The sequence below is a fragment of the Vibrio splendidus genome (genome assembly GCF_001557875.1).
GTDB lineage: Bacteria > Pseudomonadota > Gammaproteobacteria > Enterobacterales > Vibrionaceae > Vibrio > Vibrio splendidus_F.
Window position 1 is genome coordinate 46591 of the sequence record NZ_LNRF01000010.1, and the last position, 14266, is coordinate 60856.

Below are 14266 nucleotides of genomic sequence, written 5' to 3' on the forward strand. Positions count from 1 at the left end.
CGCTTTGAATGAAGAAGATGTTTCCAAAAGCGGCGTTGTGTGCGATTGCTCTTGGCCTACTAGCTGGCTGTGCGGGTGAAGAAGACACCGTAATCATGGCTCCAGTACCAACGGTAAACAGCGAGTTCACTCCTAGTCAGGAATGGTCTATGTCGGTTGGTGATGGTGTTGGTCACTACTTTTCAAAACTATCGCCAGAATTGGCTTACGACAAAGTGTTTGTTGCGAGCCGTGAAGGTATGGTTAAAGCGCTTGATCCTGATACAGGTAAAGAGCTGTGGAAAGTCGATCTTGAGAAAGACGTACTGGCTCGTTTATCGGGTGGTTTAACGGCGGCTTACGGCAAAGTATTTGTTGGTTCTGAAAATGGCGAAGTGATCGCGATGGATGAATCAACAGGTGAAGAGCTGTGGCGTGTATCAGTGAATGGCGAGGTGCTTGCATCCCCTGCAACTGATAGCAACATGGTTATTGTTCATACCAGTCGCGGTATGTTGATCGCGTTAGATCAAGTAAGCGGCGAACAAAAATGGACCATCAGTACTGAAGTACCAAGCCTAACACTTCGTGGCGATAGCTCGCCTGTTGCGGTTTCTGGTGGTGTATTCTGGGGTACTGCAAATGGTCGTCTAGCTGCAGCTATCGTTGACCGTGGTCAGCTTATTTGGCAACAGCCAGTAGGTACGCCAAAAGGTGCAACGGAAATCGATCGTTTGGTTGATGTTGATGCATCTCCAATTGTTCTTGGTGGAACCCTATATACTGTAGGTATCAACGGTCAGCTGATTGCAATCGATCTTCGTTCTGGTAAGCCAATTTGGAAACGTAACTATTCGTCAGCGATTGATTTAGCAAGTGATGGCAGCCGTTTGTTCGTTGTTACCGACAAAGACCATGTGGTTGCAGTTGATGCTCGTAGTGGTACTGAACTTTGGAGCACTCCATTGTTAGAAAACCGCTTACTGACAGCACCTGCTATTATTAATGGGTATGTAGTCGTGGGTGACACAGAAGGTTATCTGCACTGGTTAGATCGTTCATCGGGTGAGTTTGTTGCTCAACAACTTGTCGATGATAGCGGCTTTGCGGTTGCACCAATTGAACTGCCTGAAGGCTACTTAGTGACGACTCGCAATGGCGATGTAAAGAAACTAACGATTAGCCAATAAAAGCGTGATATAATTCACAGTCGGCTCCTGGTTGGTAACAGCCAGGAGCCGTTTTGTTGTTAAAAATTAATAAACCGTGTGGTTATAGGTAAGAGTTTAAACTTGCGAACAAGTGCTTACCTATAACTACATTTAGAGAAGAAATTGTAGAGGTTGTTATGGTACCTGTTGTTGCTCTAGTAGGGCGTCCGAACGTAGGTAAATCTACGTTATTTAACCGATTGACTCGAACTCGTGATGCATTGGTTGCGGATTTCCCTGGCTTAACGCGTGACCGTAAATACGGTCATGCTCATTTTAGCGAGCATGACTTTATTGTTATTGACACTGGCGGTATCGACGGTACTGAAGAAGGTGTTGAAACTAAAATGGCTGAACAGTCGCTAGCGGCGATTGATGAAGCTGATGTTGTTCTATTTATGGTAGATGGCCGTGCGGGTCTAACCCCTTCAGACGTGGCGATTGCTAAGCACCTACGTCAACTAGAAAAGCCTTCAATGCTAGTAGTAAACAAGGTTGATGGTATCGACCCTGATGCTGCAAGTGCTGACTTCTGGCAACTAGGTGTAGAAGACATGTACCAAATCGCTGCGGCACACGGTCGTGGTGTTACTGCACTTATTGACCTTGCTCTTAACCCATTCGCAGAAGCGCTAAAAGCTGAGAATGGCGAAGTAAGCGATTTGACTGAGTTTGAAGACGAAGAAGAAGAGCAGGTTGAGTTTACAGAAGAAGAAGCTGAAGAAGAATTCAAGCGCCTTCAAGATCAACCGATCAAGCTAGCGATCATTGGCCGTCCTAACGTAGGTAAATCAACGCTAACTAACCGTATTCTTGGTGAAGAGCGTGTGGTTGTTTACGATATGCCAGGCACGACTCGTGACTCTATCTACATCCCAATGCAACGTGATGAGCGTGAATACGTTTTAATCGATACTGCGGGTGTTCGTCGTCGTAAAAATATCAACGAAACGGTAGAGAAGTTCTCAGTGGTTAAAACACTGAAAGCGATTGAAGATGCTAACGTTGTATTGCTGCTTATTGATGCTCGCGAAAACATCTCAGATCAAGATCTAAGCTTGTTAGGCTTTGCGTTGAACGCTGGTCGTTCAATTGTTATTGCTGTAAACAAGTGGGATGGCCTAGATAACGACGTTAAAGAACGCGTTAAGAAAGAGCTAGACCGTCGCTTAGGTTTCGTTGATTTCGCACGTATTCACTTTATCTCTGCACTTCACGGTACAGGTGTTGGTCACTTGTTTGAGTCTGTACAAGAAGCTTACAAGTCAGCGACGACTCGTGTTGGTACTTCTGTTCTAACTCGTATCATGAAGATGGCGACTGATGATCACCAACCGCCTATGGTTCGTGGCCGTCGTGTGAAACTGAAATACGCGCACGCTGGTGGCTACAACCCACCGATTATCGTTATCCACGGTAACCAAGTTCGTAACTTGCCAGATTCATACAAACGATTCTTGATGAACTACTACCGTCGTTCACTAGAAATTATGGGTACACCTATTCGCATTCAATTCCAGAACAGCGAGAACCCATTTGAAGCTAAGACAAACAAGCTGACAATTTCTCAAGAACGTAAACGTAAGCGTATGATGAGCATGGTTAAAGGTCGTAAGTAAACCTTTCCAATAGATTTGATACCCGAGCCTGTCTCGGGTATTTTTTTAATCAAAATTCACGTTAAGCCATAACAATATGTTTTTATCACATGGCTTAACGAATCAGACTCGATTCCAAAAGAAGAACGATATGACTACTAGCGATTTGATTACACCTGCGTCAGCAATCACACCAACCATCACTCAATTTTGTCATCAGTCTTGGCAGCTCAATGCTAAAGCGCTGTACGTTGAAAGCGACGACAGCAAAACTTACCTGATCACTGAGGTGACACCTTTCCACCCAGTGAGCCATATTTGGCCCGATCACCCTGCGGACCAAGGCTTTGTGAATGTAGGCGACGTGCAATATCCCGTTGAAGACTGTCTTGTTGGTGCAATAGAACAATCTACTGGTAAGCTTTATATCGCAGCAGATATCCCTGTTAAGCGTGATACGGAAGGGTGGGCGTTTGTGGTTGCCCACCAACTACCTACATCTGCTTCTATGATTAATATTAACGACGAAGTCGTGTTGTCGGTTGATAAAGAGTACCAAGCCAGCTTGAGCCGTGGTCACAGTGCTGGCCACATCGCTTTCTTAGCCCTGAATAAAGTACTGGCTGAGAGCTACTGGCGCAAAGATGCAGATAGAAAAGATCCGCTTGGTAGTTACGACTTCAATAGCTACGCACAGGTGACTAGCTTTGTGACTCCTGAGCTGTGTACCGATAAGTATCGCTTAGGCAAAACCTTGAAGAAGCGCGGTTTGAACGTTGCGGACATGCTAGCAAACCTTGATGGCATTGAAGCCGACATTAATCAGATGATTGCAGGCTGGCTCGCAAAGTCGACGCCAGTAGCGATGAGACTGGAAGGCGAGGCGTTAACAGACTCTCGCTATTGGGAATGGCAGTTGGATGCCGATACTTTAGTGTCTATTCCGTGTGGTGGTACTCACATTGAGAACACCTCAGAGCTTAAGGCATTGTCCGTTAAGTTAACCCAGTTAGATGACCAACATATTGAAATGCTGACGCATGTAATTCGATGATTTAGACTACAGATCGAAATGGCTTGTGCTGTTTATTTTGTTTTTATATGTCACTTTCAATATAAACGACTATTTAAAATTGAAATGCAGCACATGTAACTTATGCTTTCGGTGTGTGGTGATATAAATATTCTTTTTGGGGTAGATCGCTGATCAAAATAGATAAAGCGAAAGATCAACCTATGATCTTCGATTGTGTGTCGTACTAATTTAGTGTGTTATTATTAATCAATAACAAGCTTGCATAAGAACAAGCTGTACCCGATTGCACAATTGAAAGCCTTAGTGAATGGAACAACAATTTTTATTAGAAGGCCATCGAGCCGTAAATAGTTTACTGCGTAAGCTTGCTCTTGGGATGGATCGCAAAGATTTAAACCACAAGATCATTCAGCTTACCGAGCAGCTTTTTGGGCAGCGCATGGCTTCAATTTTACTGCTCAACTCAGAGTCAAAAACTTTACACCTTGAATACGCCCCGAACTTGCCTGATTTTTATAATCAACAGATAGAAGGGGTGGGGATTGGTGAGGGGATAGGTTCCTGTGGCGAGGCGGCTGCGCTTAAAAAAGCTGTGATGGTCTCCAACATAAATGCACACCCAAATTGGGCACCTTTCTTAGCCTTAACCAATCAAGCGAATCTGCATGCCTGTTGGTCGGTGCCAATCATCTCGTCGCGCGGTAATGTGTTAGGTACCTTCGCTATTTATAGTCAGTACATTTCTGAGCCACATGAATTTGAGCTCGAGATCTTAGAGCTATTAGCTTCCCTGTACTCGGTAGCACTAGAGAAGTTTGAGTTGGAGAATCAGCTTAACTTTTTTGCGAATCGTGATTCTCTTACTCATTGCTTGAATCGTCGCGCACTGTTCAATGAAGCCGAAAAAGTCTTGGCTAAACGGTGCTTTGCACAAAAAGTGATGGCGTGTCTGTTTGTCGATGTCGATAAGTTCAAATCGATCAACGATTCCTATGGCCACAGTTTCGGTGACGATGTGCTGTTGGCGGTTGCCGAGGTTCTTGATGAGGCAACCACGGCATGTGCCAAGATAGGCCGTTATGGTGGTGATGAGTTTGTGGTTTTCTCTTGCTTTGATGATAAAGAAAGTGTTGTTAAATTCTACCACAACTTAGAAAAAACCTTACAACAGGCTCTTTATATCAATGATGTGCAGTTCTCTGTGAGCGTCGGGCTTTCTTGTGAAAAAGATCCTCAAGGGTTAGACCAGTTGATTGCACAAGCTGATAAGAACATGTATCAAATCAAGCAAGCTAAGTCCCAGCAGTAGTAGATTGTAAAAAGAGTAGTGAATTAGGAAATGCTAATGAGTGAAAATATCTGCCCTAAGTGCCAGTCTGAGCTAGCTTGGGATGGCAAGTATCATTGTGAAAGTTGTAGTTTGCATTTTAAGAAAGTTGCTTTCTGTCCGGAGTGTGATGAATTGCTTGAAAAACTGCAAGCGTGTGGTTCTGCCAGCTACTTTTGTCATGCTAAGTGCAATGAGCTTAAGTCGAAGTCACGAGTACGTTTTGAATTTGAAGTTTTAATTGAAGATAATCTGTAACGAATGAATAGACAAATTACTGTTAACCTTGAGTTGATGAGTTGATGAGTTGATGAGTTGATGAGTTGATGTTCTGGTTTGTGCAATAAATGAAAGCGCCGCTCTGGTAATGAAAGTGGCGCTGTTGTTTACTGCCCTATGAGCAGGCGTTTAAGTTATTCTGAAACACACGATGCATAATCAGCTTGAGAGTTGTATTGACTATAACGATATTGAGAGTCTCCAAGGTCTAAGTTGAGGTAATAGCTCTCATTATATAGTGTGGTAGTCCAATAGTGGAGCTCGGTTGGCCAGCCAAAGTTTAGCCACATATTACCTTTGACATTGCGTAAACCTTGACCTTTACTGAGACCTAATTCATCAGCGTTAGCTGGATGTATTCCTAGCTCATGCACGCTTGCTGAGCGCCAATTATCGCGACCTGCATAGTTTATTGAGGCCAAGTGTTTACACCATCGGGCATATTGACTGTTCTCGATACCCACCCCGTCATATGATAGTTGATCAAACCTTGCAAATACGCCGCCAGTTGGCCCATGAGCACCTGATTCAGTCCAACTATCGGCGTAGGTAAGACCATTGTTGGTATTGATACCGCCTTTAAAAGTTACAAAGCCAAGTTCTTGTACTAGTGAGACACTAGGGCTTGATGTATACCAAAACGCTTTACCATCAACTGAGGCTGTAGCAATTTTTAAACAGCTACCTTTTGCATTTTCTTTGTCGGTATCATTTAATTGCCCCCCACATACAGCGTTGCTGAAGTTAGAGAAGGAGTCGTTGTCATCGCCATTATTGTCTGCACCGTCACAGTCGGGCGTTCCATCTTCTTGTGGCGAAGAGCAGACGCCATCATATGGGTCGGAAGGGTCGTTAGGGTCCCAACCTTCGATGGTTTCTTTACCGTTTGGGATACCATCACCGTCGCTGTCAATATTGCCATCGACAACAGGGTCATTGGGTTCGTTAGGATCCCAACCGTTGACTACTTCCTGGCCATTTTCAATCCCATCCCCGTCATCGTCAGAGTCACCGCTAGCGACAGGGTCGTTAGGATCACTCGGATCCCAGCCTTCTATAGTTTCTTTGCCATCTTTTATTCCGTCGCCGTCACTATCTGAATCCCCCTTGTTTACGGGGTCGTTAGGATCATCAGGGTTCCAGTTTTCAATTGTTTCTTTACCATTTTTAATTCCATCGCCATCACTATCGGAGTCTCCGCTCTTAACCGAGTCATCTGGATTTGTGTCGCTCAAGCCTTCAATTTCTTCTAGCCCCTTATTGATACCGTCTCTATCTTCATCGGCATCTCCATCGATTACAGGGCTGTTAGGGTCATTAGAATCCCATCCTTCTATGGCTTCTCTACCATCTTTTATGCCATCACCATCACTGTCGAAGTTGCCATTGTTCACTGGAACATTTGGATCATTCATATCCCAGTTAGCTACGGACTCGCGACCATTTTTAATGCCATCACCGTCATAGTCACGATTGCCGTTCTCAACTGGAACATGCGGGTCGTTACTATCCCAGCCACTTTCTTTTTCTTTACTATCTGAAATACCATCTCCATCAGAATCACAATAGTCGGTATACTCAGTCTCACATGCTTTTGTGGAATGGCGAGCTAATAGTGCATCATCACTGGTTTTATCTTGGCATCCGGTAATGATTAAAGATGATAATAGAATCATCGCTGGTGTAACTTTTACTGGCTTTATTTTCCAATACTGCATAATTAATTCCTTCTATTATTGTTATTTTTTTATAGTTAGCTTCGGAGAGTTCAACTCAACACGTCGGTTTCTAGCACGGCCACTTTCTGTATCGTTGGAAGATATTGGAAATAGTTCTCCATAACCTCGGGTTGTAATACGACTGGTGTCGATCCCTTCTTGTATGAAAAATTGTGCAACGGCTTTTGCACGTTGTTCTGAGAGACGCTGGTTATAATTAGACGCTCCTGTGCTGTCCGTATAACCTGTAATTTCTACTGTTGAGGTTGGGTATGCTCTCAATCGCTTTAGCATAGGTCTGAGTTGTTCACGAAGTGAGAAGGTTAAATTAGCGCTATTCGACTCAAATAAAGAGTCGTTGCTATAACTGCTCAACTCCTGTGTAAAGTGCTCCACAACTTGAGGCTGCTTAGGCTCAACAACAACTGGAGGAGGGGGAGTTGGAGTCGGTTCTAACTCACGTTGTGGAGCACTATTTCCAAAGCGATAATCTATCCCTAGGTTTAGGAAGTGAAGGTCAGTATCTCTGTCGATATTATTGACGTATTCATAGCTCAACCTAGTATTCCAATTTCGATTTAATCGGTAATCGAGACCCGTTGCTAACAATAAGGCAAAGTCTGACTCTTTTTCTTCTGAGTATTGGGTTGCCCCATTTTTTATTGATTTATTAATTATTGAATAGGCACTACCGACTTTACCGTATAATGCTAACTTTTCAGTCAGTCCGTAGTCGGCTTTAATTCCTAAATCAATATCCTGAATTGTCGCATCTAGCTTATTTTGAGACAGGTATGTAGCATCGAAGCTACCTAAGTAGTTATAACCACCTTCGACAGCAAGCCAATTTTTTATTTGATAGCCAGCATAAAGACCAGCACCCAAATCATCGTCATCACATGAGCTATAGCCATTAGAACAAGTTATGTTTAGTTTTGTTGCCCCGACTTTCCCACCAACATAAAATTCATCTTCAATATGAATTCCATTAATGGCCATTGCTCCAGAAGAAAAATGAATGCCAATTATCAGCATCAATTTGTCAAATTTCATATTTTACTAGTCCTTTGTTTTTTTATGATTTTTATAATTCGATTTCTATTAAAAGAACAAAATTCTTTATAATAGTAAAATCGAAAAACCACTGATGTCATAGCGACATATTCATAGTGAAGGTAAGTGAAAGCTCAACCAATCACGATAAGAATCTTTAATATAAACTTGTTAACGAATAAATATATAAAATTAGATATTTATCTAAATAAAAATTAGATAATCCGATAGCATTCTCTTGAGTTTATAAATGATTCGGTGGCTTATTTATTCAATGGGGAGTCGGATGCTTTTTAGGTGCGGGGGAGGATTTAACTATCCATATTGCATGACGGATAATTCAAGCTATCATCAGTAAAAGGAGTTTGTAGCGATGTTAATGTTGGTTTTTTTGAACTTTTCTAATTAATAATTTGTTCCACTCTGAATTGAGTATCAGAAGTGGAACCTCATAAAATAAGAGCTAGTAAAGAACTGTATTAGTAATTGAACATTTTTCCTTGTTGGTAGTAACCTTCCATTTCAAATAATGAATTCGAAATTTTTTCGTCATCTACACCTGTATAGATGATAATTACATCATATACGTCACATACGGAATGTAATGTATTTAATGTCTCTATGTGAACAAGAGACTTATGTTCTTGGGCAACAGCTTTAGATGTTAGATGTCTATTTGTTTTGACAAAATCTGGTTTAATTTGGGCTATGTTTTGGATGTGATTATTTTCTACCCCAAAATCAGTCATAGCTATCTTGACACGGTTGCAGGTTTTTAACTTCTTTATACATTCTATAGCTTGTTTGTTGTAATGAAATCCATGTTGATCCCATAGTTCTATAATCAAAAGATCTTGATTCATTTTAGTGATAATTTCTTTTACCTTATCCGATTTTAATCTAGACTCGAACACTGATGAGCATATTTTAAGACCAACTTTTCGAGCACTAGTGAAGTTGGATATGGTGCCTAATAGGAATAGAGTATATATGTAATTCCAGTGTGAGTTATTATTTGGTTTTTGTGAGTTTGTATCTTTCCATCTGTTCGTAAAACTCTGTAGTTCATAATATAGAACCTGTTCCGTTGCTCTATCCATAACAGGATCTAACGTTACTTCTAAGCGAGCACATTGAGTTATAAGGTGAGTCAATGAAATAATTAACTTCCTTTGTTGAATTACTAGGATACATAGTAGGATTAACAAAAACCTCTCGTATAAGTAATCTGAAAATAGCTCAATACTAGTGCTGTTTTTTGCGTTATATTTAAAGAATCTATTTAGATTACCTGTAGATTTAGTGTTATCAAAAGTATTCAATAGATGCCCATTTTTATATATTTCCACTCTATCTGTTAAGTAGGGAATCATATATAGTTTATAACGGGCATGAATTTTTGATCGAGTAAAACGCCCCCATACCACACTATCATCGGATGTTATTTTCGTATAAAAGAAGCCTTCATGATTGGAAAACCATTTTAAAAATGAATATTGAGATGGTTCTAATATTGAACTTGGGTTGATAAAGCACTTGGCTCCCGTGTTTGATATATAGTAAACCGAATCTATATTTTTTCCTTGCCTCAGGGTGCGATGAAGTAAGGCTGGTGGCTTGTCACAACCAAACTCTTGAAATTTGAGAAGGGTGTTTGTTGCGTCCATCGAGTATGAGTTAAACATCGTTACGATAAGTAAAGCCTGCAAAGCATATATAGATACAGTTATGAGTAGCGGCCATAATAGTGCTTTAATTACGCTACTTGGTTTAATATTGCAGCTAAGTAGAGTAAGCAGTTGGCCATAAGTTCGATACCAAGGTAGACGAATAGACAATTGTTCATTGTTTAACTTTGGTATGCTTTTGGCTTCGTTTAGAACCCAGAAATATCCTTTTCGATTCATATTCAAAATGAATCGATCACTCTTATATGGAAGACTCTGATAGAAATAGGTGAGGAGTGTATGAAACTTCTTCCTAAGAGATGCAATAGTATTCTTTAATGAATTAAAGTGCAGTTCTATCCCTGTCTTGAGTAAATAGTACTGCTCGATATCGCGTGCGGATACTGGTGAAAGTGGGCTGCTACTATTCAGAATTGCCTCTAGTATTACAGCCTCTTTCTCAGAAATAGTGAGATTGAAGCTTTTCTTCTTCACTTTTGAAGTAATTGAAATTGTTTTGCGTGCAAATTCGGCTTGTATAATGTATTCGTCACTTTCATGGTTAAGTGAATATTTATACATTTGACACCCCCCTTACTTATAAATCAGGCTCTTTACTTGTAACAGATTATCAATCGTAAATTGACGATGGTTATAGCTGGTCTAGATCACACTTTTGTCAAGGAAGAGTGATAGTTCAGCTCAGCACTAAGTTTGTTTTTGTTTTTTGGCGGATTATGTTTGAGGGTGGTGTTGGATGTAAAATCATGTAATTGGACTTTACTTTTTTGTTGGTGACTTTGGTTTTGGCACATTATGATATTTCGCAAAACATCAACACAATCTTTAGACTGTTTTACTAAGATTAGTGTGAGTGTAAGTAGCTAATATAGGCAAAAACTAAGTAACTTCAGGCTATCTTCAATAGGCTAATTTTGTGCAACATTTCTTACCCACCCTTTAGCAATACAATAAAGCGACCATATAAATTTGCCTAAATGAGAGTGCGTTTTTATGGATAGTAAAGCGATGTTTTGGATTATCTTGGTGCTAGGGCGGGATCAGCGGGAACAAGAAAGTTGGAGCGCAAGTTAGCTTTCACTCTAAGGGAAGTTGGTTATTTTATTGTGCGATAAGTGACTTTTACTTAGTATCTAGAACCGATTTAAGTCTGATGTTTGGAACTTATTGTCAAAATATAAAAGCCCTATCGAATTGTATAGGGCTCCTTTATAAATTTACATTGATGTTGTGCCCAGTAAAATATTAGCTGCCACCGCTTTTCGCAGTCACTTGCGATTCAATCACACCATCTTCTACTTGAGTGGTAATCACTTCGCCCACCTCAACATCGTTAATCGATGACACAGTCTTACGCGATGCTGAATGAGTAATGCTATAGCCACGCTTTAGGGTTGCTAGTGGACTAACGGTTTCTAACTTCTCGGCAGCCATGGCTAGTTGGTGGCGAGTGGTCAGCAAGGTTTTATCCATCGCATCCAGTAGCTTTTGCTCAGAGCGTTGCAGATGCAGTTTCTGTTCACCAAGGCGTTTTACTGGCGAGTTCAGCTGAAGCTGGTGCTGTTTGCGTTCAACACGCTGTGCATGCTGTTTTAGGTATTGAGTCATACCACGACGCAAACGCATGTCTAGGTCATCAAGCTGCTGACTCTGCTTTTGCAGTTGGTAGCTCGGGTGTTGCTTCTCTAAGCGGTATTTCAACGTTTGAGTGGATTGTGCTTGTCTGATTAACACATGACGAATAGCACTTACCAAGCGAGCACGTTTAGAGGCAAAAGCTTGCTCTTTATGACTGTTGTCACGGCTAACCAATTCTGCAGCCGCTGACGGCGTTGGAGCACGCATATCTGCGACGAAATCGGCGATAGTGACATCAACTTCGTGGCCAACTGCGCTGATAATCGGGATCTGGCTTGCTGCAATTGTGCGGGCTACGATCTCGTTATTGAAGCACCATAGGTCTTCCAGTGAGCCGCCACCACGGCCGACGATTAACACATCACACTCATTACGCTCATTGGCACGTCCAATCGCCTGAGCAATCTGAATCGCCGCCTCTTCGCCTTGAACCATGGTTGGGTACACCACCACAGGTAACGAAGGATCACGGCGCTTAAGTACGTCCAAGATATCGTAGAGAGCTGCACCGGTTTTAGAGGTGACAACACCAACGCGCTTTGGATGCTCAGGAAGCGGTTGCTTACTCGATTGAGCAAACAGGCCTTCTGCGGCAAGGTTCATCTTCAGCTTTTCAAACTCTTGCTGAAGCTTACCGTCACCTTCTGGCTGCATGCTTTCGATGATCAGTTGATAGTCACCGCGTGGCTCATAAAGAGACAGGCGGGCTTTGACTAACACTTGATTACCGTTCTGGGGCTTAAAAGTGACACGGCGGTTATTGCCACGAAACATGGCGCACTTAACTTGAGCGCGAGAGTCTTTAAGCGTGAGGTACCAGTGACCAGATACAGGTGCAGAGAAGTTTGAGATTTCACCAACGAGCCAGACTATTCCCATTTCGTTTTCTAATAGGAGACGAACCTCTGAGTTGAGGCGAGAAACAGTAAAGATGTTTGGATTAGTCATAAAAGCACTATCTTTCCTTGAAGGAAGGTCTTTCTTGGAATCTCACAGGGCGTGAGTATGGAAGATAGCGGCAATATAATACATAGCAAGGGGGTAAATGCAAATTAAAAGTACAAAAATGTGTAGCCAAGCGATTTCGCCGTGCGTATAATCCGTCTGCAATATCAAATCCAAATCACTTTATTATGCGAAACGATAAAGTTGGGTTTACTCCTTTTAACACCTTTGTTGTGAGATATTGCAAATGCTACGAATCGCAAAAGAAGCTTTAACTTTTGATGACGTTTTACTCGTCCCAGCACACTCAACCGTTCTTCCGAACACAGCTGATCTTCGCACTCAGTTAACGAAAAACATTTCTTTAAACATCCCAATGATCTCTGCATCGATGGATACTGTTACGGAAGCACGCCTAGCAATTGCCCTAGCGCAAGAAGGTGGCATTGGCTTTATTCATAAGAATATGTCAATCGAGCAGCAAGCTGAAATGGTTCGCCAGGTTAAAATTTACGAAGCTGGTGTGGTTTCTCACCCAGTAACTGTAAGCCCTGACGCGACAATCGCTGATGTTGTAGCCCTTACCCAAAAACACGGCTTTGCCGGTTTCCCTGTTGTTACTGAAACAAACGAACTTGTTGGTATTATTACTGGCCGTGACGTTCGCTTTGTTACTGACCTTTCTAAGAAAGTTGATGTAGTAATGACGCCTAAAGCTCGCCTTGCTTCTGTTAAAGAAGGTGCAACTCGTGAAGAAGTTCAAGAGAAAATGCACGAAGCGCGTGTTGAAAAAGTTCTTGTTGTAAATGACGACTTCCAACTTACTGGAATGATCACTGCAAAAGATTTCCACAAAGCAGAACGTAAACCAAACGCTTGTAAAGATGAGCGCGGCAGCCTACGTGTAGGTGCAGCTGTTGGTGCTGGTGCTGGTAACGAAGAGCGCGTTGCTGCTCTAGTTGAAGCTGGCGTAGACGTTCTACTTATCGACTCTTCACACGGTCACTCTGAAGGCGTACTTAACCGTATCCGCGAAACTCGCGCTGCATACCCAGATCTACAAATCATCGGTGGTAACGTAGCAACTGGCGCTGGCGCTCGTGCTCTTATTGAAGCGGGTGTTAGTGCGGTTAAAGTAGGTATCGGCCCGGGTTCAATCTGTACGACTCGTATCGTTACTGGTGTTGGTGTTCCTCAAGTAACAGCAATCGCAGACGCAGCTGAAGTCGCTAATGAATACGGTATTCCAGTAATCGCAGATGGCGGTATCCGCTTCTCTGGCGATATCTGTAAAGCTATCGTTGCTGGCGCATCTTGTGTGATGGTTGGTTCAATGTTCGCGGGTACTGAAGAAGCACCGGGTGAAGTTATTCTTTATAACGGTCGTTCTTACAAGTCTTACCGTGGTATGGGTTCTCTTGGCGCTATGTCTCAAGGTTCTTCTGACCGTTACTTCCAATCTGACAACGCTGCAGACAAGCTTGTTCCAGAAGGTATTGAAGGTCGTATCGCATACAAAGGTCGTCTAAAAGAGATCGTTCACCAACAGATGGGCGGTCTACGCTCAAGCATGGGCCTAACGGGTTCTGCAACTGTTGAAGACATGCGTACTAAAGCTGAGTTTGTTCGTATCTCTGGTGCGGGCATGAAAGAATCTCACGTACACGATGTTCAAATCACGAAAGAAGCACCTAACTACCGTTTAGGTTAATAATACGTCCAAACGTTTGAATAATGTGCTGATTTAGTCGGCACATTATTATACCAATCGTAGTAAATAACTGGTCATCCTAG

At 42.2% G+C, this 14266-nt stretch carries 10 protein-coding genes; 6 read left to right on the top strand and 4 right to left on the bottom strand.

Features of this window, described 5'->3' with window-relative positions; translation table 11 throughout:
- Nucleotides 1-8: 8 nt before the first annotated feature.
- The 5 genes from bamB (at nucleotide 9) to ATB74_RS19200 (ending at nucleotide 5409) form a co-directional block, all read left to right on the top strand.
- Nucleotides 9-1169 (top strand): outer membrane protein assembly factor BamB, encoded by a 1161-nt coding sequence (bamB, locus tag ATB74_RS19180; protein WP_061019466.1) that lies wholly within the window; start codon nucleotides 9-11, stop codon nucleotides 1167-1169.
- Between the two features lie 158 nt (nucleotides 1170-1327).
- Nucleotides 1328-2809, top strand: coding sequence for a ribosome biogenesis GTPase Der (gene der / locus ATB74_RS19185; RefSeq protein WP_017629857.1), 1482 nt, complete (start codon nucleotides 1328-1330; stop codon nucleotides 2807-2809).
- 130 nt (nucleotides 2810-2939) lie between these two features.
- Nucleotides 2940-3842: a hypothetical protein gene (locus ATB74_RS19190; RefSeq protein WP_061019467.1), complete on the top strand. Its 903-nt coding sequence runs from the start codon at nucleotides 2940-2942 to the stop codon at nucleotides 3840-3842.
- Between the two features lie 289 nt (nucleotides 3843-4131).
- Complete coding sequence (locus tag ATB74_RS19195) at nucleotides 4132-5133, top strand: sensor domain-containing diguanylate cyclase (RefSeq protein WP_061019468.1); 1002 nt, start codon at nucleotides 4132-4134, stop codon at nucleotides 5131-5133.
- Nucleotides 5134-5169: 36 nt separating this feature from the next.
- Nucleotides 5170-5409: a zinc ribbon domain-containing protein gene (locus ATB74_RS19200; RefSeq protein ID WP_060983304.1), complete on the top strand. Its 240-nt coding sequence runs from the start codon at nucleotides 5170-5172 to the stop codon at nucleotides 5407-5409.
- A 155-nt stretch (nucleotides 5410-5564) separates the two neighbouring features.
- Here ATB74_RS19200 and ATB74_RS19205 read toward each other — a convergent pair whose 3' ends face one another.
- The 4 genes from ATB74_RS19205 to xseA all read right to left on the bottom strand — a co-directional run bounded on the left by ATB74_RS19205 (nucleotide 5565) and on the right by xseA (nucleotide 12475).
- Complete coding sequence (locus ATB74_RS19205) at nucleotides 5565-7148, bottom strand: hypothetical protein (RefSeq protein ID WP_060983305.1); 1584 nt, start codon at nucleotides 7146-7148, stop codon at nucleotides 5565-5567.
- Between the two features lie 21 nt (nucleotides 7149-7169).
- On the bottom strand, nucleotides 7170-8201 hold the full coding sequence (locus ATB74_RS19210; protein WP_060983306.1) for an OmpA family protein: 1032 nt from the start codon (nucleotides 8199-8201) through the stop codon (nucleotides 7170-7172).
- A gap of 479 nt (nucleotides 8202-8680) precedes the next feature.
- On the bottom strand, nucleotides 8681-10450 hold the full coding sequence (locus tag ATB74_RS19215) for an EAL domain-containing protein (RefSeq protein WP_060983307.1): 1770 nt from the start codon (nucleotides 10448-10450) through the stop codon (nucleotides 8681-8683).
- A 684-nt stretch (nucleotides 10451-11134) separates the two neighbouring features.
- Nucleotides 11135-12475 (bottom strand): exodeoxyribonuclease VII large subunit, encoded by a 1341-nt coding sequence (gene xseA, locus ATB74_RS19220; protein ID WP_061019469.1) that lies wholly within the window; start codon nucleotides 12473-12475, stop codon nucleotides 11135-11137.
- Between the two features lie 244 nt (nucleotides 12476-12719).
- Between xseA and guaB the strand changes: the two genes are divergently transcribed.
- On the top strand, nucleotides 12720-14183 hold the full coding sequence (guaB, locus tag ATB74_RS19225; protein WP_017062496.1) for an IMP dehydrogenase: 1464 nt from the start codon (nucleotides 12720-12722) through the stop codon (nucleotides 14181-14183).
- Nucleotides 14184-14266: the final 83 nt, after the last annotated feature.

Bases quoted from the DNA above. Each gene is read 5' to 3' on its own strand.
- ATB74_RS19205 (WP_060983305.1), bottom strand. From the start codon at position 7,148: ATGCAGTATTGGAAAATAAAGCCAGTAAAAGTTACACCAGCGATGATT.
- ATB74_RS19195 (WP_061019468.1), top strand. From the start codon at position 4,132: ATGGAACAACAATTTTTATTAGAAGGCCATCGAGCCGTAAATAGTTTA.
- ATB74_RS19190 (WP_061019467.1), top strand. From the start codon at position 2,940: ATGACTACTAGCGATTTGATTACACCTGCGTCAGCAATCACACCAACC.
- ATB74_RS19200 (WP_060983304.1), top strand. From the start codon at position 5,170: ATGAGTGAAAATATCTGCCCTAAGTGCCAGTCTGAGCTAGCTTGGGAT.
- ATB74_RS19210 (WP_060983306.1), bottom strand. From the start codon at position 8,201: ATGAAATTTGACAAATTGATGCTGATAATTGGCATTCATTTTTCTTCT.
- ATB74_RS19215 (WP_060983307.1), bottom strand. From the start codon at position 10,450: ATGTATAAATATTCACTTAACCATGAAAGTGACGAATACATTATACAA.
- bamB (WP_061019466.1), top strand. From the start codon at position 9: ATGAAGAAGATGTTTCCAAAAGCGGCGTTGTGTGCGATTGCTCTTGGC.
- xseA (WP_061019469.1), bottom strand. From the start codon at position 12,475: ATGACTAATCCAAACATCTTTACTGTTTCTCGCCTCAACTCAGAGGTT.
- der (WP_017629857.1), top strand. From the start codon at position 1,328: ATGGTACCTGTTGTTGCTCTAGTAGGGCGTCCGAACGTAGGTAAATCT.
- guaB (WP_017062496.1), top strand. From the start codon at position 12,720: ATGCTACGAATCGCAAAAGAAGCTTTAACTTTTGATGACGTTTTACTC.